This window comes from Kocuria sp. TGY1127_2, from assembly GCF_013394385.1.
In the GTDB taxonomy this organism is placed as follows: Bacteria; Actinomycetota; Actinomycetes; order Actinomycetales; family Micrococcaceae; genus Rothia.
Window position 1 is genome coordinate 27,938 of record NZ_AP022834.1, and the last position, 25,492, is coordinate 53,429.

25 protein-coding genes and 1 pseudogene are annotated in these 25,492 nt (G+C 59.7%); 12 read left to right on the forward strand and 14 right to left on the reverse strand.

Annotation, left to right across the window (positions count from 1 at the left end):
* A complete protein-coding gene (locus tag sake_RS00140) occupies nucleotides 1-1,656 on the forward strand; it encodes a sodium:proton antiporter (protein ID WP_178945179.1) in 1,656 nt (551 codons plus the stop codon).
* A gap of 49 nt (nucleotides 1,657-1,705) precedes the next feature.
* Nucleotides 1,706-1,939, forward strand: a complete 234-nt coding sequence (locus tag sake_RS00145) for a hypothetical protein (RefSeq protein WP_129358300.1) — start codon at nucleotides 1,706-1,708, stop codon at nucleotides 1,937-1,939.
* Nucleotides 1,940-2,011: 72 nt separating this feature from the next.
* Here sake_RS00145 and sake_RS00150 read toward each other — a convergent pair whose 3' ends face one another.
* The 8 genes and pseudogenes from sake_RS00150 to sake_RS13360 form a co-directional block, all read right to left on the reverse strand.
* Nucleotides 2,012-2,485, reverse strand: a complete 474-nt coding sequence (locus tag sake_RS00150) for a MarR family winged helix-turn-helix transcriptional regulator (protein ID WP_129358301.1) — start codon at nucleotides 2,483-2,485, stop codon at nucleotides 2,012-2,014.
* 206 nt (nucleotides 2,486-2,691) lie between these two features.
* Nucleotides 2,692-3,354 (reverse strand): response regulator transcription factor, encoded by a 663-nt coding sequence (locus sake_RS00155; protein WP_197964438.1) that lies wholly within the window; start codon nucleotides 3,352-3,354, stop codon nucleotides 2,692-2,694.
* 100 nt (nucleotides 3,355-3,454) lie between these two features.
* Nucleotides 3,455-4,822, reverse strand: a complete 1,368-nt coding sequence (locus sake_RS00160; RefSeq protein WP_178945181.1) for a histidine kinase — start codon at nucleotides 4,820-4,822, stop codon at nucleotides 3,455-3,457.
* 243 nt (nucleotides 4,823-5,065) lie between these two features.
* A complete protein-coding gene (locus sake_RS00165; protein ID WP_129358304.1) occupies nucleotides 5,066-5,926 on the reverse strand; it encodes a PHB depolymerase family esterase in 861 nt (286 codons plus the stop codon).
* A gap of 127 nt (nucleotides 5,927-6,053) precedes the next feature.
* On the reverse strand, nucleotides 6,054-6,452 hold the full coding sequence (locus sake_RS00170; protein WP_197964439.1) for a VOC family protein: 399 nt from the start codon (nucleotides 6,450-6,452) through the stop codon (nucleotides 6,054-6,056).
* Between the two features lie 243 nt (nucleotides 6,453-6,695).
* On the reverse strand, nucleotides 6,696-7,370 hold the full coding sequence (locus sake_RS00175) for a CE1759 family FMN reductase (protein WP_178945182.1): 675 nt from the start codon (nucleotides 7,368-7,370) through the stop codon (nucleotides 6,696-6,698).
* A complete protein-coding gene (locus tag sake_RS00180; protein WP_178945183.1) occupies nucleotides 7,363-8,463 on the reverse strand; it encodes an LLM class flavin-dependent oxidoreductase in 1,101 nt (366 codons plus the stop codon). The genes sake_RS00175 and sake_RS00180 overlap by 8 nt, the downstream gene beginning before the upstream one ends.
* A 315-nt stretch (nucleotides 8,464-8,778) precedes the next feature.
* Nucleotides 8,779-8,935 (reverse strand): annotated as a pseudogene (locus sake_RS13360) (DUF664 domain-containing protein); the annotation flags it as partial.
* Nucleotides 8,936-9,323: 388 nt separating this feature from the next.
* On the opposite strand from sake_RS13360, the gene sake_RS00190 reads away from it, so the two are divergent.
* Entirely contained in the window at nucleotides 9,324-10,565 is a 1,242-nt protein-coding gene (locus sake_RS00190; RefSeq protein ID WP_178945184.1) for an MFS transporter, read from the forward strand.
* Here the strand turns inward: sake_RS00190 and sake_RS00195 are convergent.
* Nucleotides 10,562-11,254 (reverse strand): recombinase family protein, encoded by a 693-nt coding sequence (locus tag sake_RS00195; RefSeq protein ID WP_178945185.1) that lies wholly within the window; start codon nucleotides 11,252-11,254, stop codon nucleotides 10,562-10,564. The genes sake_RS00190 and sake_RS00195 overlap by 4 nt on opposite strands.
* Before the next feature lie 247 nt (nucleotides 11,255-11,501).
* On the opposite strand from sake_RS00195, the gene sake_RS00200 reads away from it, so the two are divergent.
* From sake_RS00200 to sake_RS00230, 7 genes are read left to right on the forward strand one after another with little or no spacing between them, the layout of a single operon-like run.
* A complete protein-coding gene (locus tag sake_RS00200; protein ID WP_129358308.1) occupies nucleotides 11,502-12,209 on the forward strand; it encodes a GntR family transcriptional regulator in 708 nt (235 codons plus the stop codon).
* Nucleotides 12,206-13,078 (forward strand): NAD(P)-dependent oxidoreductase, encoded by an 873-nt coding sequence (locus sake_RS00205; RefSeq protein ID WP_129358309.1) that lies wholly within the window; start codon nucleotides 12,206-12,208, stop codon nucleotides 13,076-13,078. The genes sake_RS00200 and sake_RS00205 overlap by 4 nt, the downstream gene beginning before the upstream one ends.
* Nucleotides 13,075-14,208 carry a mandelate racemase/muconate lactonizing enzyme family protein gene (locus sake_RS00210; protein WP_178945186.1) on the forward strand — a complete coding sequence of 378 codons (1,134 nt, stop codon included), beginning with the start codon at nucleotides 13,075-13,077 and terminating at the stop codon, nucleotides 14,206-14,208. Before sake_RS00205 ends, sake_RS00210 begins: the two co-directional genes overlap by 4 nt.
* On the forward strand, nucleotides 14,208-15,623 hold the full coding sequence (locus sake_RS00215) for an aldehyde dehydrogenase family protein (RefSeq protein ID WP_178945187.1): 1,416 nt from the start codon (nucleotides 14,208-14,210) through the stop codon (nucleotides 15,621-15,623). Before sake_RS00210 ends, sake_RS00215 begins: the two co-directional genes overlap by 1 nt.
* 28 nt (nucleotides 15,624-15,651) lie before the next feature.
* Entirely contained in the window at nucleotides 15,652-17,040 is a 1,389-nt protein-coding gene (locus tag sake_RS00220) for an MFS transporter (protein ID WP_178945188.1), read from the forward strand.
* Nucleotides 17,041-17,067: 27 nt separating this feature from the next.
* Entirely contained in the window at nucleotides 17,068-17,427 is a 360-nt protein-coding gene (locus sake_RS00225; RefSeq protein WP_129358313.1) for a YidH family protein, read from the forward strand.
* Nucleotides 17,424-17,762 carry a DUF202 domain-containing protein gene (locus sake_RS00230; RefSeq protein WP_129358314.1) on the forward strand — a complete coding sequence of 113 codons (339 nt, stop codon included), beginning with the start codon at nucleotides 17,424-17,426 and terminating at the stop codon, nucleotides 17,760-17,762. Before sake_RS00225 ends, sake_RS00230 begins: the two co-directional genes overlap by 4 nt.
* Nucleotides 17,763-18,356: 594 nt before the next feature.
* On the opposite strand, the gene sake_RS00235 is transcribed toward sake_RS00230, so the two are convergent.
* Genes sake_RS00235 through sake_RS00250 form a run of 4 tightly spaced genes read right to left on the reverse strand, consistent with a single transcriptional unit; the run spans nucleotide 18,357 to nucleotide 22,889 of the window.
* Nucleotides 18,357-19,991 carry an OPT/YSL family transporter gene (locus sake_RS00235; RefSeq protein ID WP_178945189.1) on the reverse strand — a complete coding sequence of 545 codons (1,635 nt, stop codon included), beginning with the start codon at nucleotides 19,989-19,991 and terminating at the stop codon, nucleotides 18,357-18,359.
* A 23-nt stretch (nucleotides 19,992-20,014) separates the two neighbouring features.
* Nucleotides 20,015-20,968 carry a DUF1177 domain-containing protein gene (locus sake_RS00240; protein ID WP_178945190.1) on the reverse strand — a complete coding sequence of 318 codons (954 nt, stop codon included), beginning with the start codon at nucleotides 20,966-20,968 and terminating at the stop codon, nucleotides 20,015-20,017.
* A complete protein-coding gene (gene pepE / locus sake_RS00245; RefSeq protein WP_197964440.1) occupies nucleotides 20,965-21,672 on the reverse strand; it encodes a dipeptidase PepE in 708 nt (235 codons plus the stop codon). Before pepE ends, sake_RS00240 begins: the two co-directional genes overlap by 4 nt.
* Before the next feature lie 17 nt (nucleotides 21,673-21,689).
* On the reverse strand, nucleotides 21,690-22,889 hold the full coding sequence (locus sake_RS00250; RefSeq protein ID WP_129358317.1) for an aminotransferase class V-fold PLP-dependent enzyme: 1,200 nt from the start codon (nucleotides 22,887-22,889) through the stop codon (nucleotides 21,690-21,692).
* Between the two features lie 99 nt (nucleotides 22,890-22,988).
* Between sake_RS00250 and sake_RS00255 the strand changes: the two genes are divergently transcribed.
* Together sake_RS00255 and sake_RS00260 are read left to right on the forward strand one after the other, a co-directional pair.
* Nucleotides 22,989-23,750, forward strand: a complete 762-nt coding sequence (locus tag sake_RS00255) for an IclR family transcriptional regulator (protein WP_178945191.1) — start codon at nucleotides 22,989-22,991, stop codon at nucleotides 23,748-23,750.
* Nucleotides 23,751-23,909: 159 nt separating this feature from the next.
* The gene (locus sake_RS00260) at nucleotides 23,910-24,083 is read left to right on the forward strand and encodes a hypothetical protein (protein ID WP_165000909.1); all 174 of its coding nucleotides are present in this window, start codon (nucleotides 23,910-23,912) and stop codon (nucleotides 24,081-24,083) included.
* A 329-nt stretch (nucleotides 24,084-24,412) separates the two neighbouring features.
* Here the strand turns inward: sake_RS00260 and sake_RS00265 are convergent, their stop codons facing one another.
* Nucleotides 24,413-25,420 (reverse strand): sugar-binding transcriptional regulator, encoded by a 1,008-nt coding sequence (locus tag sake_RS00265; protein WP_178945192.1) that lies wholly within the window; start codon nucleotides 25,418-25,420, stop codon nucleotides 24,413-24,415.
* Between the last annotated feature and the right edge of the window lie 72 nt (nucleotides 25,421-25,492).

The following is a 25,492-nucleotide window of genomic DNA, read 5'->3' on the forward strand; positions in this document are numbered from 1 at the left end:
GTGGACTTCTTGATCGTCGTCATTGTGATCTTGTTGGCGACCCTCGTCCTCGTGGGGGTCGGCGACAGATTCAACCTGCCCTGGCCGGTTCTTCTGACACTGGCGACCGCCGCCATGATTTTCATTCCCGGCGTGCCGAATGTGACCATTCAGCCTGAGCTCATCCTCCCGATATTCTTGCCTCCACTTCTGTGGGCACTGGGGCAGAGAGCCAGCTGGCAGATGTTCCGGACCAACTGGCGAGCGATCGTGATCTATTCGGTGGTCCTCGTGTCCATCACTATCCTGGCGGTCATGTGGACCTCCATGGTCTTCATCCCCGGAATGACCGTGGCTGCTGCCGTCGCGATCGGTGCGGCCGTAGCCCCTCCGGACCCCGTGGCGGTCGAAGCCGTCGCGGAACCCGTCGGAATACCTCGACGCATCGTTTCGACCTTGCAAACCGAGGGCCCCTTCAACGACGCCGTCTCCTTGGTGGCGTTCCAGGCGGCTCTCGCAGCCATTACCGTCAATAGCCATCTGTCTGCACCTGTTCTCGTCCTCGAATTCCTGTATACGGCTTTTGCTGCGGTGGTCATCGGTCTGCTCTTCGGCTGGCTGGGCGGAATCGCGCGGCGTCACCTCAACTCGCATGTCGCACGATCCGGCCTGACACTCATTATTCCGTTCGCCGTATATATCGCCTCCGAAGAGGTTCGCGCCTCCGGAGTCATTGCCGTGGTCGTTGCTGCCGTCCAAATGTCCAGCACGATGGGAGACCTGGAACCGGAGGATCGATTGACCGGAACGGCGTTCTGGGAAGTCATCGAGATGCTCATCACCGGCGTCGCCTTCGGGCTGATCGGGTTGCAAGTTCGGCAAGTCGTTGAGGATGCAGGAGATCGCATCGGAGAGATGCTTCTCCACGGATGCATCATCGCGGCCGTCGTCATCTTCATTCGCCTCGCGTGGATGAGCATCATTGTCGGTTTCAACCATTCCAAGGCACGCCGACCCATGACGCCACGGACCATGGGCGAGGCGCTCGTGATGACATGGTCAGGGATGCGAGGTCTCGTCACGTTGGCCCTCGCGCTGTCCCTGCCGGCCGAAGGATTCGGATTCCGGTCCGAAGTTCTGGTGATCGCAACCATGGTCTTGCTCTTCACCATGGTTTTCCCCGGGCTGACACTTCCGTTCCTCGTCAAAATGCTCGGTCTCGATCAAGAGGATCAACAGGATCGACAAGAGCGCGAACTCCTGAAGAGGGCGCAGAACGCGGCGATGGAAGCGGTTGGCCGCTACGCTCAGGACGCCCCACCTGAACTCGTGTCCATGGTCTCGGACCTGTACCGACGGATGGTCCCGAAGAGCCCCCAGGAAGTGGAGAACCAGGAGTTCTACGAGGCGCAGCTGGCGGAGCGCAACAAACGCCGTAAGCTCTTCGCCAAAATGAGAGACACCGCCCTGAACGCTGCCCAGGACGAAATCATCAGTGCGCGCTCTGATCGCGGAGTGGACCCGGCCACCGTCGACCACGTGCTTCGGAAGCTCGACCAGATGGCCGCCGTTCAGAACCCCGATATGGCAAATCTGCTCCCGGGGCTTCAATCAGGCCTCTCATCTCCACCGGCGGGCAAGCCCCAAAAACCGCCCCGGCCACCAAAACAGAGCTAGCAACCATGCCTCATACGCGAGTCCAAGACGGACGTGATGAAATAGGTATATGAACTATCGCGTCTTCCTCACCCCTGCGTACTTGACCTCGTTGCTCGTGCTGTTCGTGGGTGCCATCCTCATCACGGCCCACCTGGGAATCCTCGGCTGGATCCTGGTGCTTGCCGGTATCGCTCTCAATGTCGTTGCTTCCATGGTGAGCCACAATCGCGAGGAACTGCGCCGCGCCGAAGAAGCCGGCCAGTCCAAACGATCCGGTTCCACAACGTCGCCCAAGCGTTGAACAGAAAAGCCCGTGGCTCGCGATGCGCGTCGCGAGCCACGGGTCTTCACTTAGTTTTGTCGCCCGGGTGTCTCAGCCCTGTAAGAGCCGCTGGCGAACTTGAGCGAAAAGCCGCTCGATCGACTCGGCCTCCTCGACGCTGACGAGGTCGTTAAGGATCTCATTGACGTGCTGTCGATGAGTTTCGCGCGCTTGGAGGAAAACGTCCACGCCGTGGCTGGTCAGTTCCGCGAATGCGGCGCGACCGTCGGAAGCGTCTTCAATGCGACGCAGCACGCCTTTGTCGCACAGGACCCCCACCTGGTAACTCAGACGTGACGGTGAGAAAACCATGATGTGCGCGATGTCTCCCAGGCGCAATCGGTGATCCGGGGCGTTGTAGAGGAGCTGGCAGACATCGTAATCGGCCAGCCGGAGCGCTGTGTCTTTGCGCAATAATTGTTCGAGACGATTTGTGAGCATCTGCGACGTCTCAAAAAACTGGCGCCATGAAGCGGCTTTGATCTGTGCATCAGCGTCAACTGGTTCCTGTTGCAGCTCTGTCACTTGTTCTCTCCCTTGGTGGTCACTTAGTCCGCGACGGCAGTTCGCCGGATCCTTGGTCCAAGGCGGCGAAAACATCCGTCACAGATTCAAAGGGTACTAGTATTTCCGGTTGTCAAAGCTTCAACTTAATAGACTGCCTTGCGAGTGCCGTATTGAGAATGGTTCTTCGGAGTAACTTGGGGGAGGCGTGGCACACGCGCCCAGGATTAGTGGTCCAGGAATGCAAGGACCGCGCGGACGCGTCGATTCCCGGCGTCGCTGTCCAACCCCAGCTTGTCGAAAATATTGCCGATGTGTTTGGCCACCGTCGCGGAAGAAACGTAGAGCTCCTGCTCGATCTCCGAATTCGCCTTGCCCTGCGCCATCAGCTTCAGGATCTCGAGTTCTCGCGGGGTCAGCCGTTCCAAGGCCGCCGACCTGTTGTCCGACGCGGCATTTCCCATGAGGTGCTTGACGACGTCGGGGTCGATGACGGTCCCGCCGCCGGCCACCGTTTCCAGGGCCCGCGCGAAGTCCTCGATTTTGCCGACACGGTCCTTGAGGAGGTAGCCCAGGCCGGACGAGTCTTCTGAGAACAACTCCCGGGCATATGCAGAAGCAATGTACTGGGAGAGAACCAGGACGGGGAGCCTGGGATACCGCTCACGGAGGGTGTGTGCGGCCTGCAGGCCGTCCGAGGTATTGGTCGGAGGCATACGCACGTCCGTGACCACGACGTCGACCCCTTCCTGTCCTTGCGCTTGGTCCACGGCGGCCAGAAGCCCAGGGGCATCCCCGACCTCACGGGAGACCTCATGGCCGAGGCGTTTGAGAACCATCACGAGGCCCTCTCTGAGGAGGGTGGAATCTTCGGCGAGAATGATACGCACGGGACCCTTTCTGAGAAACGAAAATACGAATCGGGTTATGGAAGTGTCGATGCCAGATGTCGATGGTGCGTGCTCAGTACGTTTCCGACAGTGCATCGGGCTATTCGGCGGACAATGCAGGTGAAGTCTGCTTCTCCTCCAAGGGTATCGAGCCGAAGAGCGTCGTGGGCCCGCCAGGGGGCGAAACCAACCAGACCTTGCCGTTCATGGTTTGAACACGTTCGTTCAGGCCCGAAACGCCTGTTCCGCCACGAGAGTCGGCACCGCCCTGGCCGTTATCGGTGATTTCGATATGCAGAACATTGTCCTCTGTATACGCAGTGATCCAAATGGTGCTGGCGGTCGAATGTTTGAGGGTGTTGGTCACTGCCTCGCTCGCGATGTAGTACGCGCTGCGTTGGATGTCCTGGGGGAGCTGGTCAGCTGCGGTGTAGACCAGGTGGACAGGCAGCATGCAGTTGTTCGCGAGTTCTTCGAGCGCCGCTCGCAGACCGTGGTCTTCGAGGACCGCAGGGTAGATTCCCCGGACCGTATTGCGCAACGTTTGGAGAGCATGGTCCATCTGTTCTTGAGCGCGGGATACTTCTTGCCGTGCGGCGGCGACGTCGATCCCCTGGTTCTCCAGGGCTTGGAGTTCGTATTCGGCCATGCCCAGCCTCAGTGTGAGGTTCACGAGCTCTTGTTGAACCCCATCGTGCAGATCCCGCTCTATACGGCGCCGCTCGGACTCGAATGAGTCCATGATCCGGGCGCGTGACGACGTCAACTGTTGAACCTGACGCTCGATCTCCTCCGGACGCGGGCTCAGGAGTGCCTTCGACGCCGAGCCTGTAATGGCGGCCAGCAGCCCGTTGAAATAGGCGAAGACGACGAGCGAAGCGAGCGCAACGAGCGGGAACTTCCACCAATCATCCGGGGTGACGTCCCCGTCCGTCATCAGACGGATGAACTTGAACAATCCGGGGAGCTCATTGGCCGGAATGGTCCTGTGGAATTGTCCGGTCAAGATCCACAGAAACCCCATGGTTGCCAGAGTCAGGGTTTCGAGTGCGAGCAGTACCGTATTGACGATTCCGAAGACACCCGTGACTACGAGAGCAAGGACGTTGCGCCAAGAGGCGGGTTCACGATATCTGGTCTTGAGCCATACCAAGAAAGGCTTGAGGGGCAGATTGACGTGGGCCGAGGGAACGTTCTGAAAGCCCATCATCCACAGCCGGCCACGCTCGATGTAACCGAACCACAGGCCTACTACGGGCAGAAAAATGAGCCCCAGCAATGGGATCCCGAAGAAAAAGAAGCTCAGCGCATAGTCGTTGCTGGATATGAGCGCCATGACGAGAAATACGGCGAAAAACGCTACGAAAAACATCATCGGCTGGATGACGATGGCGATGAGGGCGACCCAGGGACCGGCGGATACGAGGTACCAGGGACTCGCCAGCTTGCGCCACATCGAAACGTTCATGGTTCCTCTCATCGATACGCGTAGCGTTTTTCTGCTGGCGACGTTACAGGTTTCCCAGCAACGTGTGGGCCGACCCAGGAAACGACCGGTCGCCCGGAGAACAAGGGTGCTGTGGTCGAGACGGGCTCGTTCTGCCGGGTGGGAGGAAACCGTTCCTGGATCAGCCGAACGCTATGTCTCCATATTTCATGAGCGAGAGGGGGCACGGCAGTGGGGGAAGGTGTGATTCATGGGTAGAGCAGGCTATACCTCGGACAAGCCGAAGAAATCGGTGATCACGTCCGCCGCGGTAAATGCTCGTGTTCCCGGGCCAAGGCTCGCAGGCAGCTCGTGGGGGACCGGGACCACATGGCCCATACCGTGCACCGTCCACAGGTGAACCGGCTCCAGATCTTGTCCGGCCCATTCGGTGACGACGACGTCTTCATGCCATTGGGTCTCGGTGGGTGGTGTACGAATGCCATTGCGCTCGGCAAAGTATCGGGCGGAATCGGGTGCAGAAAGGACCGCACCTCGAGACTGCTTTCCCCACAGGGATGCTTGCCCACCATCGTAGGGAGCCAGCTGATCCTCGGTCCCGTGGATTGCGAGAAGGCGTACGGGTCTCGGCAACGTGGGGAGTCTGCCGGCAAGCAGGAAATTCTCCGGGGTCGGTTGTGTCGCCGCAATCGTGGCCGCCCCGGCCAGGAGTTTCGGGGCTTCGTGAATCAAACGGATAACCATATGACCGCCATTCGAATACCCGACCACGAAGACCCTGGACTCATCGATTCCGTGAGTCCTGCTCAGCCTTTTGATCGTGGCGGCCGTGAAAGCGACGTCGTCGATCCCGAGCTCGCGGCATCGGAAGTTCGCCCCCACGCGGGAATCGTTGAAGTGCCGATCGAAGCCATCGATGTAGGCGAGGACGGCGCCGTTGCGCGCGGCGGCGTCGAAGGTTCCCGCGGTGAATTTTCGGAATACGCGAGAACTCTGCTGAGAACCGTGGAAAACAATCACGAGCGGCGGGTCCGACGGGAGATTTTTCGGCACGACCAACGTCAGGGTGCGCTCGCGGCCCTGGACGGTCAGGGACTTCTGGGACGCAGTCAGGCAATCGTTCACCCGATCATCCTAAGCACCGAAGACCAGGGGCCGACGTGCAGAGATCCCCGGAAGAAACGGGCACCAGGCAGAGCACACGTCATGCCAAGCCGTACGGACATTCGATGGCCCGAGGAGACCGAGATGGCTATGGCTGTGTGCCGAAGATTCTGATCTCGATGCCGTCGGGATCGTGGAGGAGCAGCACGTTGCCATTGGGGGTCGATTCGGGAGAACCGTAACCGAGTTGAACGAGATGCTCTTTCCACGCGGCCAATTCGTCATGGTGGGGGACGAACAGCGAGAGGGGATCGAAGCCGTGAATCCCTTCAGCAACCTTTGGATCCTGCCGGAGGGCGATGGAGAGGAACGCGTCGCCCTCGGGCGAGGTCAGAGTCCCGGCGACGCCGCGCACCACGCCGTCGTCGTCCTGGAAGTTGTGATTGACTTGCAGCCCGAGCACTGCCTCATACCACCGTCGGCTCTGATCGATGTCGCTGACGGGGATCTTCACATGGTGGATGCCTGACAGGGATGGGATGGCCATGTTCATTGCTCCGTAGGTTGAGGCGTCACCGGCCGGACGGCTACGACTCGCACCAGGGGCGAGGCTCTCAGATCGCATCCTTGCCATCTTGACCGTCGCGGAATGGTCGGGTGTGGAAGCCGGAGGCTTTCACCTCGAGACTACATAGCCTTGGGTCCGGTGCGATAGGACACCGCACCGCCCCGTTCCGGTCCGTTGCGGCTCGACGGTGCCGTCATCGAATTCCGTTGAGGCGGCGAGGGATCACGCCTCGCCGTTCAACAGCTGATCGAAAGGGGTGACCCTGAGCGGAGGAAGCCCCCCACCGCCGGCGAGGGACGGCGCTTTCGGCTCGGACTTCTTCTCCACGGATGGCGCCCTCTCGGCCCGGTTGGTCCCGGCCTGCCAGGCGATGCGATCAGCCAGCTCGAGGCCTGCCCGATCGATACGGTGCTGAAGCGAGGAGTCTGCCCCAAAATCGTCCGTTGCCGCGAATACTCCGGTCGGTACGACGTCGGCGTGAAGGTACGCGAACAGCGGGCGCAGGGAAGACTCGATCATGAGCGAGTGACGAGCTGTGCCGCCGGTAGCGGCGACGATCGTGGGGGTTCCCACAAGATCGTCGTCGTCCGTCAGATCCCAGAAGGATTTGAACAGCCCGGTGTATCCGGCCTTGAAGGTGGGTGTTACCGCTATGATCGCATCCGCGGAACGTACCGTGTCCAGCGCTCTGCCGACTTCGCCCGAAGGAAAGCCCATGGTTATGTAATCAGCGATACCGTGGGCCAAGCCTCGGAGACTGATGGTCTCGACCTGAGCGGTCAGACCAGTACCGTCGAGGCGGGCAAGCGTGGAATCCGCGAGGCGTTCGCCCAGAAGAGCCGTCGACGACGGTTCGGACAGTCCCGCAGTGATCACGACGATCTTGGGATTACGCATGGTTTGCTCCTTCCTGAAACTCCCGAGATTTGGCGACGCGCGGGTGAACCGGAGCTTCCGGCACCTCGGGGTTGTGCGAGGCCGCGTACTCCTTCCGAAGCTCGGGCAGGACCTGCTCGCCGAACATGTCAAGCTGCTCCAAAACGGTCTTGAGGGGCAGGCCCGCGTGGTCCACGAGGAACAGCTGGCGTTGGTAATCGCCTGCGTACTCCCGGAACGAAAGGGTCTTTTCAAGGACTTCTTGAGGAGAGCCGACCGTCAACGGGGTTTGGTCCGTGAACTCTTCCAGCGTGGGGCCGTGCCCGTAGACGGGAGCGTTGTCGAAGTAGGGACGGAATTCCCGCCATGCGTCCTGGCTGTTCTGCCGCATGAAGAACTGTCCGCCCAAGCCGACGATCGCCTGCTCGGCCTTTCCGTGACCGTAGTGTTCGTAGCGCTCGCGGTACAGATTGATCATCTGCTCCGTGTGCTCCTTGTTCCAGAAGATGTTGTTGTGGAAGAAGCCGTCTCCGTAATATGCCGCCTGTTCGGCGATCTCCGGGGTGCGGATGGAACCGTGCCATACGAAGGGCGCGACGCCGTCCAACGGCCGCGGCGTCGAGGTGAAGGACTGCAAGGGGGTACGGAACTTGCCTTGCCAGTTCACGACGTCCTCATTCCAGAGGCGATGCAACAGGTTGTAGTTTTCCACCGCAAGGTTCACGCCTTGGCGAATGTCCTTACCGAACCACGGGTAGACCGGCCCGGTATTGCCGCGACCGAGCATCAGATCCACGCGGCCTTCGGACAGGTGCTGGACGTAGGAGTAGTCCTCCGCCAGACGAACCGGATCCATCGTGGTGATGAGGGTGGTCGAGGTCGACAGAATGATGTTCTTGGTTACGGCGGCGAGATACGCCATGAGCGTGGGAGGGTTACCCGGAGCCACGAACGGTGGGTTGTGGTGCTGACCCGTCGCGAAAACGTCCAGGCCGATATCGTCGGCCTTCTTGGCGATCTCGACGGTCGCTTTGATGCGTTCATTTTCGGTCGGTGTGGTGCCATTGGTGGGGTCCTGGGTGACATCCCCGATCGTCATGATTCCGAGCTGCATGGTGACCTCCTGATGGTCTGTCAAAGGCGAATCACCAAGGTCAACATGATAATAGTTCCGCTTATTCCCGGTGAAAATTATTTGAACCGTAAAGCAAGTGCGTGACGTCGGGGTGAGCTCAAGATGTTGGGCGGGGAGAGGCTTGGTGCCGTTCCCGTCATGCTGGTCAAGGCCGTAATACAGCAGATTCGGAGACGGCTCATGGGCCGAGAGACCCCGGCACAGACCTTCTTCGGCCCAGTCCGAATTAGTTCCGACTTTGTCTTGCCTTGAGCCTTGGACAGATTGCTCATGGTCTCATCGTTCTGGGCTGGCGCGGGTACGTGCCTCCTCGAACCACACCCGTACAACGAAAGTGGCATGTTTGACGAGGCCCAGCAGCGTCGCTTTCGAAGACACGAGCCGTCTTACGGGCTTCGGCTTCAGTCAGACCGTCAAGACCGGAAGCAATCATGTCTCTACGCTGTTCAATAAAGGCCGCTGACCGTGCGTCAGTGTCTGCGGCACAAAGGTCCGGATGACCTGGAGTCGTGATGTACTAAATCTGCTCCATACATGGACAAATATGATGAGGGTACACATCCGCACGGTACTCAACCGGGCGAATGTGCGCGATCGTGAGTAAGGCTTAGGGGCCGTTGCCAACTTGAGTTAAGTCGACTTGGCAAACCTAGGCTATAGCTCAACCCATCGATGTCCTGGTGATGCGTATCCAGGGGCCGGCGAGAGCACTCGACGGGTCACATATAGCAACGGAAAGCTTCGCGGTCGACACCCTGGCACAGGACGGACTAGCCTAGTCTGCGCGCAATGGGGCGATTGTCATCGAAGCGAATCCCCTCCACCCAGGAAGGTCAGCCTTGACCACTCTCACACCCGCTCGTCGGAGTATTGCCCTTTTGGCCATCGCTCTCGGCGGTTTTGGCATCGGGGTCACCGAATTCGCCTCCATGGGTCTCCTTCCTGATATTGCGCGGGACCTCCTGCCGAAATTCGATCAATCCCCCGAAACCGAGATCGCCAAGGCAGGCAGGCTCATCACGATGTACGCGCTAGGCGTCGTCGTAGGAGCCCCGACAATCGCAGCCCTCGGCGCCAAAGCCTCGTATACGCGACTGGCGTTGCTGCTCTTGTGCCTGTTCATCGTCGGGACATTGGCGTCCGCATTCGCCCCGACCTTCGGGCTGCTCTCGACCTTCCGGTTCATTGCCGCCCTGCCTCACGGTGCGTACTTTGCGGTGGCCTCCCTGCTCGCGGCCCGGATCATGGGTCCGGGGAACCAGGGGAAGGGAATTGCCCTGGCCCTTTCCGGACTCACGATCGCGAACGTCGTGGGCGTTCCCCTCGCGACCTGGCTCGGCCAGAATTTCGGCTGGCGTTCGGCCTATTTGATGGTCGCGGCGATTTTCGCCCTTGCACTTGTTCTCGCGTTCTTTTCGCTTCCGCGTTACGCAGGGGACCCCACGCGCACAGCGGGATCCGAGCTCCGGGCCTTTAAGAACATACGTATCTGGATCATGATCGCCGTGGGCTCCATCGGGTTCGGTGGATTTTTCGCGGTGTACTCGTACATCACCGAGGTCTCGACTCAGGTCGCGGGCCTCTCTTCGTCGGTGGTCCCTTGGGTCCTGGCGGTCATGGGCATCGGCATGACGATCGGCAATATGATCGGTGGCTGGGCCAGCGACCGCAATCTCACCAAGACAGTGCTCTTCGGCTTCACCGCGTTCATCATTTCGCTGGTGCTGTACACACTGCTCGCCCCGTCCAAGCCCGGTCTTTTTATTACGGTGTTCCTGATTGGCGTCACCCAGTCGATTCTGATTCCGTCCATCCAGGCGCGTTTGATCCGCATCGCGGGCAAGGCTGCGCTCCTCGGTGCGGCGGTGAACCACTCGGCGTTCAACATCGGCAATGCCCTTGGTGCCGCGCTGGGTGGCGCTTCGATTGCCGCAGGCTTTGGATACCTCTCGCCCGGTTGGATCGGCATAGGACTCGCCGTGCTGGGTCTGGTTCTGGCTCTTGTCAGCTTGGCGGTCACGCGGCACGACAAACGGGCAAGCCGGGACACTGTGGGTATCAGCATCGTGAAAAAACACTAACGGCCTCGTTGAATAACGTGATGGCCCCTTACCCCCGGCAAGTGGTCGCCAGTCATGAACCTTGAACCATTCGCGATTTTCCTCCATGCGAATCTGGGTTGAGCGAGCTGTCCCTTGCCTTCAGGCAGTCCACGTGGGCTACTGGCCCTGGCCCGTTGAATTGCTCTGCAAACCGTAGACCGGGACGCGCCGAACCGCTCCGCGATGTCTGCGATCGTGATCTCCCTACCGCGATGCAGCGACACCAGATGTTTCTTCTGAGACGGAGAAAATTTCGGCTTTTTGTCCCCCAACCGGCCGTTTTCATTGGCTGCGGCCATTCCTTCGCGGGTGCTTAGCCGGTGGGCCTCGGAATCGGCGCCCATGCTAAGCACTCGGAACAGCAACCGGCCGACCGGGTCATGGACACTTCGTCCAATATTTGGAGTCACGCCCAGGGGCGTCAATTCAGGAGCAATTTCCCGGGCACACGGTAACGACCGAGCGAGCCGATCTAGTTTGGCGACTACTAGGACCTCCCCGGTGCGGACTGCGGCCATTGATCCCCACAGATCGGGCCGGGACCCGTTGGCCCCGGCTAACCCGTGGTCAACATACATCTGCGCTTCGGCAACACCGAGTTGGGACAGGCTGTCCCTTTGGGTATCGAGGTCTTGTTCGGTCTTCGAGACCCGGGTGTCGCGAAACAACCTGTCAACGACTGTGCCCGTTGGCGTGTGACGACCGGGCCTTTACGTGGTCGGGCTATATGTGAATTCAAGAACTGCGTATTCAGCGGCGACCCAACTCATCGAGTGACCTCATCCGAGTGTCCCAGTGAGGGGACATGTCTCTGACGGAGACGCCTGCATCTTGCCTCGCGTGTGCTGGGTGCCTCAGCCCACCTGTTGCTAAGATTACATATTGCATGTAATTTGGCCAACAAGGAGGGCAACAATGACTCAGCTCACATTGGATACCAGTTCCATCAGTAGAGGCGATGGCCTCACGGATCAGGCCTACAAGGTAATCCGCGACGCGATCCTCAGCCGGCGTCTGGCACCAGGGAGCCGGCTGTCCATCCCCGAGATATCTCGGCAACTTGATATCAGTCGAAGTCCTGTGCGGGAGGCCATTGCTCGCATCGAGTACGAAGGTCTTGCGGAGAGCATCTCCCACCGCGGGGCCGTCGTCGTTGAGATCGGCCTTGACGAACTCATCGCCATCTATGACGTGCGCGAGGTCCTCGAAGGACTCGCAGCCCGCCTCGCAACCCGAACCGCAGATGCTGCACTGATCGATGACCTGGAACGGAACTGGCAGGCCCACCACAATGCCGTCGAGAGCGACGATGTGGAACAGCACATGAAGCTCGACGCCGCATTTCACCGTCGCATCCGCGACGCCAGCGGCAACCACCGACTCTCGGAGAACCTGCGACAACTGCAAGGACAGATCAGGGTGGCCATGACGACCACCGTTGCCCGTCGTGGCGGTATGCATGCAGCCCTCGCCGAGCACCGCACTCTCATTGACGCCATCCAAGGTGGCGACCCCGCAGTGGCGGAAAACGTCGCTCGCGAACATATCACTCGTTTGCGCGAGAGCCTCCATGATGCGGCTCTCGCGGACCATCACCACATCGACGAAAGGCACAAGCCATGACATTGACCGCTGTAATCGGACTAGGGACCATGGGAGGCCGTATCGCCCGCTCGATCGGCGCCGGTGGCCATGAGGTTCGGGGCTTCGACCCCTTCAGGGGCGCTCGAGAGGCTGCCTCCGCTTCAGGCATCACCGTCTTCGAAACCGCCGAAGAGGCCCTGCAGGGGGCGGAGCTCGTCGTTATCTCCGTACCGCGTCCCGAGCACGTTCTTGCCTCTGCGCGCGGGCCACTGTCCACGGCTAAGGGAGCCGTCGTTGCCGATATGTCGACGATCGACCCAGGCAGTGCCAAGGAAGCCGCGGAGATCCTCGCCAAGCACGACGTCACCTACGTCGATGCCCCGGTGTTGGGCCGACCGGACAAGATTGGCAGCTGGACGCTTCCGACTGGTGGGCCCGAGGCTGCGACCGCACTGGTACGCTCCGTGCTCGAGGGCACGGTCGCCAAACAGGTCGTTCGCGTGGGCGATGTCGGTGCCGGCCATGCTGTGAAGGTCCTCAACAACCTCATGTTCGGCGCGATCAATGCGATCACCGCAGAAGTGCTCACCATCTGCGAGGCCGCGGGCGTCGATCCCGAAGTCTTTGTCACCACCGTTGCTGACTCTGGCGCCGCGACCGTTTCAAACCTATTCCGCGAGATTGCCCCGAAGATGATCGCGAGTGATTTCGAGCCGGCCTTCGCCCTAGAGCTACTGGCAAAAGACAACAAGCTGGCCATCGATCTTGCCCGCTCTGTCGGCGCTCCGACACACCTCGCCGAGATCATTGACCGTGTGAACACCGGAGCCATGGAGCAGGGGTTGGCCGATCGCGACACGGGAGCCGTCCAAGAGCTCTACCGCTCACAATCCGGAGCCAGTCGATGAGCAGCCTGCCCATCGAACGCATCGTCGCGCGGGTCCTTGAAAACCCCCTCGAGGAACACGTGCCGATGTCCTTCTCTCAGCTAAACGCCCGACGTACCTTCCTGATCGAGGTCCACGCGGGTGGCGAGGTTGGGATCGGCGAGAGCTGGATCAACTACCCCGATTGGGCTGCCACTGAACGTCTGGCGACCCTGTTCGAGGGGGTAGCCCCGCTCGCCCTGGGGCGCGACGCGCTCGACCCCGGCTCATTGCTGGATTCCCTCGTCGCGGCCCTTGGCGGAGTAGGACGACAGTGGGGTGCGCACGGCCCAATCTGGCAAGCGATCAGCGGCGTCGACATTGCCCTGTGGGACCTACGAGGTCGTCTCGCCGGTACCTCCACCGCACAGACGCTCGGCTTGCTCCGCGATAGCGTACCGGTCTATGCCAGCGGCGTCGGGCCCACCAAGGTCCATGATCTCACCGAGCGCGCACTCGAGCTGGGCCTGACCGCGGTCAAGACCAAGGTTGGCTTCGGCCAGGAGACTGACCGCGCCACCATCGCGGCGGTTCGCGAGGTGGCCCCGGAGATCCGTATCTTCGCGGATGCCAATCAGGCGTGGACCCTTGAGGAGGCCATCGCGAACACGAAATGGCTGCAAGAGCAGGGCGTCGAATGGCTTGAGGAGCCCGTCTCTGGAGACGACACCCGGGATCTCGCCACGCTGCACGAGACCACCGGTATGCCGCTGACCAGCGGCGAGAACGTGTATGGACTGGAGAATTTAGTTCGTCTCGTTACCACTGAGGGTGTTGTCCAGGCTCAGCCCGACGTCGCCAAATCAGGCGGGCTGACCGTCCTACTACGACTGGACGAGCGACTCGACGGCACTGGTTGCGGGCTGAGCCCGCACTGGTACTCCGGCGCCATCGGTCTGCGCGCCTCCCTGACACTCGCCACTGCCGTTGGCCACGCCGGATGGATCGAGCTCGACGTGCGCGCCAACCCACTACGTGACGACCTCGTCACCGGCGGTTTTCCCCTTCGCGACGGCAATGCCCTCGCTCCCACCGCGCTCGGTCTCGTCGGTGATATCGACGCCGAAGCCGTGAACCGATTCCAGGTTCACTCCGAAGAACGGAGTTTTTGATGAGTACTACTTGCACCCCCGCAGCCCGCATCGGCTGCCAAACCCTCGAGGGCATCGCCCATGACGTGATCGACCCCGCTACCGGCGCTGCCCTCGGGAGCGTCGGCTGGGCCAGCGCCGCAGACGTCGACCATGCAGTGGGCGTGGCCGCCGATGCCTTCGCCGACTGGTCCTCCGCCCCGGCCAGGACCCGCGCCGCTGCTCTGCGCGCCATTGCCGCGGACCTGCGTTCCAAGGCCGCCAAGATTGCGCCCGTGATCGCCGCCGAATCGGGCAAGCTCCTTGCCGAAGCCACCGCCGAGGTCGAATTCTCCGCGAAGTACTTCGACTGGTTCGCTGAGGCTCCCGCGATCGCTGAGGAGGAGGCCGGCCGCGTCACGCCGCTTCGTCGCTTCCGTGTGCGCCGCCATCCTGTGGGAGTCGTCGCCGCGATCGGCACCTGGAACTTCCCGCTGTCAATCCCCGCCCGTAAGATCGCGGCCTCGATCGCCGCTGGTTGCCCAACAGTCCTCAAGCCCAGTGAACGCACTCCAGTCTCTTCTGACGCGTTGGTGCGCATCTGCGAGCGTCACCTCCCTGTCGGCGTCATCGGCCAGGTCATTGGTGATGGCCTTGAGATTTCGAATGCGTTGATCGACGACCCGCGCGTGGCTGCGGTGACCTTCACCGGGTCTACTCCCATTGGAAAAATCATCGCTGAGCGTGCGGGGCGTAGCTTAACTCGGGTCTGCCTCGAACTGGGCGGTCGAGCCCCCTTTATCGTGCGCGAAGACGCCGACGTGGCCGACGCCGTCGAACACCTGCTGATCGCGAAGCTGCGAAACAACGGCGAATCCTGCATCGCGGCGAACACCGTGTTCGTGCCCTCGACTTTGGCCGAAGATTTCCGGACAGTCCTTGCGGCGCGCATCGAGGCCACACGGCCTGGGGCCCAGACCGATGCCGAGGCCGACTTCGGCCCGCTCATTGACCAGGACGCGGTCACGCGTCTGACCGATCTCGTAGAACAGGCTGAGCAGAGCGGAAGACGTGTGGTGCGCGGCCAGACGGGTCCCGATAACGGTGCATTCATGGCCGCCGCTCTCGTTGAGGACGCCCGTGGCACCGAGCTGTATGAGCAGGAGATCTTCGGCCCCGTGATCGCACTGGTCACCTACGACGATGAGTCCGCTGTCGTCGAGGAAATCAACGGGTGGGGCGTTGGACTGGCCGGCTACGTATGCGGCCGGGACCTCGCCGCGGCACAGAATCTCGCCGAGCGCCTGCGGATCGGCATCGTCGGTATCAACAATGGTGCCCCGAACACACCGGAAGTCCCCTTCGGTGGCTTCGGCGCCTCCGGAATTGGCCGCGAGGGCGGCATGGCCGGATATGACGAGTTCACCGAGCAGCAATCGATCTCGATCGCACGCTGACCGCTCCCTTCCCAAGAATGAGGCCATCATGAACACAGTAGCCCTGCGCACCAAGCGTGATGTGATCACTTTTGTCAACAACCACCCCACCGGCAGCTCCCGAGGAAAGGTCATCGCTCTGATCGCCCTGGGCTCTATCTTCATCGACGCCTACGACTTCACGTCTCTCGCGATCGGCTTGGATTCGATGAAGGCGGAGCTTAGCCCCACCCCGTTCCAGGTGGGAACCACCACCTCAGCGATGGCGGTCGGCGCTCTCCTGGGCGCAATCTTCGGCGGATACCTCGTCGACAAGCTTGGTCGCTATAAGCTGCTGATCCTCGACCTGATACTTTTCGTGGTCGCGGCGATCGGCGCTGCGTTGTCTCCTTCCATCGAGGTGTTGATCATTTGGCGCTTCCTGCTGGGCCTAGGGGTAGGCCTGGACATGCCTGCAGCGCTGAGCCTGGTTGCGGAGTTCACTCGCAACAAAGATAAGGGCAAGTTCGTCAACCTCTGGCAGCCCATGTGGTACGCGGCGACGATCACCTCCGCGGCCCTGGTACTGCCACTGGTGTTCCTTGGTCTGGAGGAACACATGTGGCGCTGGGCCGTGGGATTCGGCGCTGTCCCGGCCTTGATTGTCTTGGCCCTACGCTTCCTTTTCGCTGACGAGAGCCCTATGTGGGCGGCCCACAACCTGGGCATGGAAGAGGCCGTGAAGATCCTCCATAAGAACTTCCCATCCACAGAATTCGTGGTCGAAGAGGGTGAAGTGGAGAAGGAAGCCGATACTCGTATCAGTCGCATCTTCGAGCGCAGATACCGTGTCCGATCCCTTGTCGTCGCGGTGGTCAGCGGCTTCCAAGCGGTCCAATACTTTGCTGTCGGATTTTATCTGCCCGTGATCGTAGGGTTGATCTTCGGGCTGGACGTCATTTCCATCGTAACCGGCACCATTCTGCTGAACTTGTTCGGTCTTTTAGGCGGCGGTATCCAGCCGTTCCTTACACATCGATTCGGCGGGCGCATGCTCACGTTGGTCGGCAGCGCGATCTGCGTCGTCGCGCTGATCGCGGTCGGCCTGGTCGAGTTGGAATCCACACCGTACCTTGCTGCGACTCTCGTGGGGGCGTTTATTTTCGGCCACTCCTTCGGCCCGGGATCGCAGGGCAAGACGATGGCGACGCTGTCGTACCCTACCGATCTGCGTGGCACGGGCACCGGATGGGCCGAGGCTTGCAGCCGTTTGGGGTCCATCGTGGGCTTCTACGTGTTCCCGCTGGTAATAGCCGCGGTGGGCCTGTCTCAGACGATGCTCATCCTCGCGGCTGTTCCGCTGATCATCTTCGTAACTGTGCTGGTGGCGCGCTGGGACCCGAAGAACGTCGAAATCGAGGCCGAGTCCGTCGGACCTGAGCGTGTCCGACGCGCCTAGGACGAACAAGCTCAAGGAGGAGTTCGCATGGTTCAAAGCCGGTTCCCCCGCAAGGTTTATAACCGTGGGACTGAGCCCGACGCACGATTCAGCCTTGCCAATGAACGTACCTTCCTTGCATGGATTCGCACTTCTCTCGCTCTCGTGGCCGCGGGCGTCGCCCTGGAGGCTCTGGACTTGCCGATCCATCCCGACTTGCGCCAGATCGCTTCGCTGATCCTCGTCCTACTTGGTCTACTTGCTGCGTGTTTATCTTTCGTACGATGGGCACGCACGGAACGAGCCCTGCGGGAGCGACGGCCCTTAACAGGGTTGGGGGCGGGTGCGCTTCTGACTTCAGGAGTCATCCTCGGCATTCTCGGAATCCTCGTAGGGCTCCTTCTGTGAACGAGCCTAATGCGCTCTTCGATCCGGGGCTGCAGCCGGAGCGTACCCTACTCGCTTGGCAGCGAACATGCTTGGCGCTGGCCGTTGTAATTGCCGGCGGTACTCGCTTGGCTATGCCGGTCCTTGGAGCACCGATCGTGGTGCTGGGCACTATCAGCCTCGCATTGCTGACGTTCTCCTGGTTGGGGACGATTCATCGATACCGCGGGGTTCATCGGTCCCTCACTGGTTCTCAGGCTGCCCTTCAGCAGAGCGGATGTTCCTTGGCCGTCCTCGCGGGCGCTACCTCTATCTTCGGTCTCGGTGGGTTCGCTTTCGTGTTGTTCGAAGGCTGACGAGTGCAACTTGGCGACGCGTGAGGTCGTTGCCGTGTCGCGATTGTGGAGACTCGGCTTCCAGAGGGGAAGCAGGACACGATGGCCGCGCTGACCGAGGCCTGAAACGCTGAAGGTAAAGAGTGCGCCGAGGCCGAAACTTAAGGGGTTACTGATCCTCTATGGCACTGAATGGCCTCAGACAGCTGCGCAAATATTCACCGGCACCATCGGTTCATACAGTGACCACCGTTCATCGGTTGTGCCTGCGATCCAGCTCCTTCAGGCGTCGATCTCGCGGCTCTTCCTGGAGGGGGATGACGTGGAAACTAACGACGTCGTGTCGTGGTCACTGGTGGCTCACAACTTCTAGCAATCCATCGGCGGTTGATGGTCCGATGCACAAACCAGGGGACAGGTAAACCGGTAACCCGCGGTTCACCGGATCCTGTCACCAACTAGTGGTGGCACCCATCGCGTGGACGACACCATCTTGAGCGTCCCCATGATTCGCGGCATTCTCGGTAGCAATAATGGCTATACCGGTATGGTGCTACGAAATGATTTCGGCATGAATTTTGACGTCGGAGCCTACATCGCATCGTCAGTGAGACATCAAATCCGAATGATCTTGCCGAGGTTGAACAGCGAGTCACCAGCAATCAGTCCAGCGCCAACCAGACCGACCTCTCGTTCACCTTCTTCACCGCGCCATTTGGTCCAGAGCTTTCGCGCAAGCAACCCGATGAGGACCAGCCATCCAGCGTTTGGCGAGGCCACCAGCAAACCCGTTGCGAACAATACGCCCAGCTGTCGCTGAGGGCCGCCCACGAGCTGAATGATCGCTCCCGGTATGGCCCACAGGGCCATTGTCTTGCCAATGGACGGGTCACTGACACCAGCTGTGATGGTGTCGGCGAAGACTTGGGAGGTCGGCGGGATGGCGCCGCTGTTCAACAAGTTGTCCCACGAAATTGCGACGATGCCGATGGAGATCAGGATTGCTACCACAGACGCTTGCAGCTGTTGCTTGCGGCCGTCCATTTCGAATGCAGTGTACGGACGATGTTCTCTCCGCAGGATCCACCCGGCCTTGTAGTCATAACCCATATCAGCAAAGGCCGGTCCGGTCGCTGAACAATAGGCCACCAACAAGACCAGGGGCGCGGCTGGAATGTGAATCAACAAGCCAATAACCAGGAAGATCAGCGTAACCGCAAAAGCCGGGAACCAGCCCGCGTGCATTGCGGCCAAACCCACGATCAGTTCGTGGATGATTGCGGCCAAACCGGCAAACAGAACCAGACCCAGAATTTCCCACCACGGCAGTCCTTCTAGGACGCCTGCGAAGCCGGTGAGAATTACCGCTCCCGCCACGAACGCCAAGTACCCAAACCCAAAAGCTCGAGCTAACTGTTGGGGATTCACCGTGTACTTCATGGACGGATCCGTCTTGGCAGCTTTTGAGACTTCTGCCTCGCGCTTTTGCGCCGACTTGCTTCGCGAGCCAAAGATGATCCACAGCACCTGAAACAGAGCGACGATGCCGGCCCCGATCATCAGCCCGTGCGGTATGTACAGCGCCGTCAGATCCACTTGGAACAGGGTAGGTGCGTACTGGGCAATCAGCAGGCCGATTCCGAACATCGTCAGGGACCACATATTGCCGATAAGGGCCACACCTGCAGCGGACATGGGCAGAGAAAGGAATGACCCTCCGATACCTACCGCGGTGCCAGCGGCGAGGATAAGCGCGCGTCTGCCTCCGCGTGAGCCCGCCTTAATGGTCTCGGCCGCAGCGGTTCCTGGCGGCCAAGCGTTGGATGCCGGAAAAAGCTTCGACCCGTAGACCTTGAAAAGGACAAAGACGTCTACCAGTACACCTATCGAGGCTCCGAGCAGCATGGGCCAAACGAGCTCAGGCATCCCCAGTGCGAATGGAATAGCGATGGGCGCCAAAAGACCGTTTGCTGCCGCGAACGTCGAGGCCGAAACCGCCGATTGCACCAGGTTCTGTCGATTTTCACTGCGGAGCTTGGATAACCCGAAGAAGGAAATCCTCCCCAACAGCATGGCGATCACTGCGCCGATGATGCTGGTATTTGCGGAGATTCCCAGTGTAGTAATCAGGTTCAACCCAACGATGGCGCCAAGAACACTCAGAATAATCGTGGGTATAAGCACCACGGGCTCGAAGGCTCCGGGGTGCCGCGTTTCGTTGCCTTCCGGGGCAACCTTGTTCTCAGCCACGTCGCTCACTCCTGTTTCCGGGGCTATTTCTTGCCTGAGGTTTGGAATTGCTTCAACGACCCGTACTGCGTTTGGAGGTTTTCAAATTCGGAAGAATCGTAGAACTCAGCACGGCCCCACGTGAACTGAACTGCGGTTTCGAGTCCGAATCGAACCGCGTCCAGAATCGCGTCCGGATAGCTTGCTCCCGTCACGCTTCCGGGAACTGCGGCCTTGGCTGTCAGCGCGAGTCCAATGACCGGGGCAACTGTCGCAACGTGTGGCTGCATGATCGAGTTGAAGTGGTAGAACCCGTTCTCATAGGGAGTGATGTCCTGGAGCGATACGGGGAAAGTGAATGCGGGTTCTCCTGTCGCGTTCTCCAGGATGCTCACCAGATCGGGGGCGACCGGCAGAATGTAGCCTTGCTTCGCCGTCGCAGAGATGGCAATCCCGCGGTGATTGATGATTTTGTTGCCTTTGGAGGTGTCCACGGAAAGGATCGCGTCCATGGTCTTGTCGACCTCGTGATCGTTCATTTTCGCGGAGCTGATGGGCGAGCCCATGAAATCTACCGGCTTGTGTTCCTTGATCGACACATGCGTGGCGACGTGAGTGGTGATAATGACGTCACCCTGAAGGATGGCTCCGGCCTCGTGCATGCGAAGGAGCTTCAGCGCAAGCGCCAAGGCGACAATGGATCCGTCGGAGTCGGAGACCATGCCTATGCGCTCAGGCTGAGCTTGCTGGGCTCCCAAACGACCGATGATGCCCAGTGTTCGTTGTTTCCCGCCATGGGTTTTACCGTTGTTTCCCGGAATAACGACTTTGATGAAGTCGCACTTGAATGGCAGATTCGGATCATCGTAGGGGATGGAATCAACCGATATGGTGCACCCTTTGGCGTTAGCAGAGTCCAAGAGTTTTTTCGCCTCTGCTCCGCTAAGGCTCGGGCTGTCGATGAGGTTGATGACTTCTGAAACTTCTTTAATGCTCATTTCTTCCCCTTGATTTCGCCAAGACTAAACATTTCCCCGGCAGCGATCGTTCTGGGCTGGACGTTGTTGCTGAACACAAGCCCGTCGCGGTCACCGAGAATAGTTCCGGTATCCCCCTGGACGTGGAGGGCGCAACCTTCGTATAAGGCCAGGACTTCCTCATTACAGTTCAGGGTTACGAACTCGGTCAGCCGTTCTTCACGGCTTTCACCGTTGTGACCGGCCGGTTTGCCGGATACGAAATGAGGATTGATCTGGAAGGGAACTAAGCCCAGGCCCACGAAGGAGGGCGGTTGCACGATCGGCATGTCATTGGACGTTCGGATGCTCGCCGTAGCTACATTTGTTCCCGCGCTCCAACCGACGTATGGGATGCCCTCGTCCATTACTCGGCGACGGATTGGGTCGACGAGACCTCCGTGATAGAGACGATTCAGCAAGGCAAAGGTATTACCGCCGGCCACCGCGATTGCCCCCGCTTCAGCTACTGCGCGGAGAGGATCCGGTTCGTGATGAATAGAGCGAATGGTGTAGCCAAGCCGTGAGAACGGTTCGGCAGCAAGTGCTTCGTATTCGTCGTAGGTCGGGGTAATCGCCGCATACGGAATATAGAGGACATCTCTTGGTCCGCTACCCAGCAGGGTTCTTAGCTGGCTGGAGGCATGTTCGAGGTAGCCCAAGTCGTCTTTCTTAGAGCTGCTCATTAACATTGCATTTACCATCAGTGCCTACCTCGTTCCTTCTCGAGAAATGATTTGATAATCGAGGTCATGCGGTCGATCTCGGTCTGGGAATTGAAGTAATGCAAGGATGCTCGCGCCATCGTTTCGATCCCATAAGCCTTCAGAATCGGCGTGGCCATGAAGTGCCCAGACTCGATGATGATGCCCTGTTCCGCGAGGGCGGCTACCAGTTCAGCCGGGTCGATTCCAGCAACGTTGAATGGAATGATGCCCAAGCGATGGGTGGAATCCGGGGGCCCATAAACAGATGCCCCGTCGATGGATCGAATTTTCGTCACGGCATATTCGGTCAGTTCCCGCACGTGTGCCTCGATGTCCGCGACACCGATGTTCTCTGCGTAGTCAATGGCCTTTTCGAGGGCCAGGATGACAGGCACGTTGGGGGATCCTGCCTCGAAACGGCGAGCGGTGTCCGGGAATCCGATTCCGCCGTCCTCGCCTATTGAAGCGTTCCACCAGCCAGCCAGTACGGGAGAGAGATTCGAAATATGTTCTTGCCTGACGTATAAGATGCCGGACCCTTCGACGGACCGAAGGCCCTTCCTGGTGCACGCCGAGAGGAAATCACAACCGATTTGGTTGATGTCGGTGGGGATCATTCCCAAAGATTGCGCCGCATCCACGTGAGTGAGAACTCCAGCTTTTCGGGCCACCTGACATATCTGGGCAACTGGTTGCACAGCTCCAGTCACGTTGGACAGGGACACAAAACTGATAAGCCTGGTGCGTTCGGAGATGGCGTTTGCAACCGACGTGGGATCGATCAGACCGTGTTCATCTGCCCTGACGGTAACGATTCGAATGCCTATTTCCGACTCCAACTGGCGCCAGATGGCAACGTTGCTGAGCATCTCAGTATCGGGCAGGATCAGCTCATCGCCTGCCCTCCACACAATCCCTCGGCCTATCAAGGAAATCGATTCCGTACCGTTGCGGGTGAAGGCGATTTCCTCTGGTTCTGCGCCGATAAACCGTGCGGTTTTGCCCCGTATGTCTTCGATTTTTCGGTAAATCTCTGCTCGCAGTGACGGCAGGTACGGACCTGAGTCCACCGTCTTGGCGAGGTAGTCGGTCATTGCTTGTACGGCACTTCTGACAGGCGGTGCAGCGGCTGCCGTATCGAAATATGCGTATCGATGGGTTACCGGGGTCTCATCCCTCACGCGTTGCCACTTCACGGATCCACCTTTGTCTGCGGTTCTTTAGTTCTTGAACAAAAGTATGATCTGGGCAACACTGGCCATGCCAGAGTTTCCCGGAGAGAGGGATAAAAGATCATGGTGGAACGTGTTCACGGAGCGGCACATGCTTTGGATGCCTTGCTGGCCTTCGATGCAGAACGTGACAGTCTGGGGGTTTCGGAACTCGCCAGACGTCTCGGTTGCAGCACATCGACAGCGCAGCGTGCCGTTAACACACTGTGCGAGCTCCAATTCCTGCGTCGTGACGACCAGACCAGGCGTTACTACCTGGGAACAGCCGTACTCCAGCTCACCAAGGCCTGGAATCGGGCAAGTTCTCTCAAGAGGTTCGCTGAACCCATCATCATCGATCTGGCCGCAACCACGGGGTTAGTAGCGACGTTTGCTGTGCCTGATCATGCCCACATGCGCTCCCTCGTCGCTTGCGACGGTAAGGAAGGCGCACTGCGGGGGTACCCGATGGGAGGAGAGTTGTTCCCCGCTCACGCCGGGGCGATTTCTAAGGTCTACTACGCACAGTTGCCCGAGAAGGCACGGGCCAGGTTTGTCACGGGTCGGCCGATGGCCAAGTTCACCGCTACAACTACAACCGTTCCATTACAGCTCGAGCAAGAGTTTCGAAAGATCGCGAGGGTCGGGTATTGCTCGACTCATGGGGAATATGATGAAGCGGTCTCGGCTCTGGCGGTTCCTGTGCTGGTGAAAGACGACCCGCTCGGCGCCATTTCTGTTGCCACGCGAGGCGATCTGGTCGTCGATTCCACACTGATTGCACAATGCAAGCAGGCCTCCAGCGATCTGCAATCGTTGCTTTCCCTGCAACGTCGCAGACGTTAAACACCATAAAGAACGAATTCGGCTTGGCCCTACCATCGTTGAGTGGACACCGAATTTAGGTAGTGGCTACTGCTGTTGTTAGGCGAGTGCAACGATGACAAGTGTGATGAGGAAGCGTCTGAGTTTCACCCCGGAGTATCAGCAGGATCTGTGATGCCGATGATCGAGCCTGCTCGCACAGGCGCCATTGTTCCCGTGGAAATCGGCGTCGGCGCGCAAACGCTGGGCGGAGGGCGACAGAAGATCGAGCTGGAGAAGGAGCTCTCGGTGGCCGCCTCGATGCGGCAGAAGGGGCTGGCAAGGGCATTAGCCCGCGGATGTTCGTTCTGGTGACCACGATCGTAGCAGTGCAAGGTAGGTCTGTCTGCGTGGATTGGCAGAAAGGGGGGCTCAACACTGGTTGATAAAACGGCCGCACGTTACGGAGGGGCCGCACGGCCTCGGCTGACCGATCATTCTTCTGCTTCTATTTGATGGAGTTTTAAAACTGCGAACGTGCTTGGCTTTGGCTCGGCTCATCGGATTCGCTAGCCGACCGCACGTATGCCCTACTAGGCCAATCCTCACCACGGACTTGGTCTGTCCTACACATAGGGCACGGGAGTGGTTCGCCGCTCACGACATCAACCCAATCGACAAGATCGTTACCGACAATAGGCCTGCTACCGCGCTGAGGGCTTCGCTTGGTCGATCAGTTGCTGCGCCGTTGTAACGTCGGTGACCAGATGCGTTATAAGGCCTCCGTTCAACGCACCGTACAGGGCTGTCACCTTCCTGGCCCCACAGGTCACGCATACGCGGTAGCGACTGGACCGGAGGCCCTCCAGGTCGGGACCGCTTGTTCTGCGGTTGAATTCAATGTCATGCGACGATCCGTCCTTTCGGAAGTACGTTGCCGAGATCTCACCGACACATTGCTCGGATTCGAGTTCTCGAGAGTCGTCCGTGCCGACGTAGTAGCCGGCCAGATAGGGGCCGTTGGGCAGGTTGTCGTCTAGCGTGCCGACGTTGAAAAGGACAAGGTCCGCCGTCTGTTGCAGGCGCCGGATTCGTGCAATGCTGCGTTCGGAAAACAGCGCGTCACGCGTCACGGGCGAGTCGAAGAAAAGCGGCACAGGGAACTGTTGGACGTACGCGTTGAAAGCAGTACCGAACCTTTCCATGATCAGATTGGAGTAGTGGATCCCGCTGGTGATGGAGTTGCCGAATCCGTTGAGTTGAACGACTTGGCAATTGACGGTCGATTTGGGGGTCAGGCATCTGCTCACCGAATCGATCATGGTGCCCCAAGAAATAGCCATGACCATGTCGGACTCCAGCAGCTCATGAACGAGATGCGCACCGCGCAGAGCAACCGCCTCAAGGCTTTCGCCCACGTCTGACGATCCAGTGGGAACCACCGTACAGCTTTCTAAGCCGTATTCGTCCTTTAGCCTATTCTCGATGACCAAGTCATTGGATCGTCCTGGACGGACTCGGACTTCGATGAGTCCGACCTCTTTAGCCCAGCTGAGCAGTCGGGAGACCGTTGAACGCGACATACCAAGAGCCCGCGCTATCGCCTGCATTGTTTGTCCCTGGGCGTAATACCGCGATGCGACTTCGAGGGCTTTGGCCCGCTTGTCGTGGAGATACGGGTCCCAATTGTCACCGGTCTGGGAAAGTGTCACGTGGTGTTTCCACCCACTTCGTCATCGATCTTTGAGTGTTCCTGGGTGAAAAGCAATCCCACATCCAGGGGT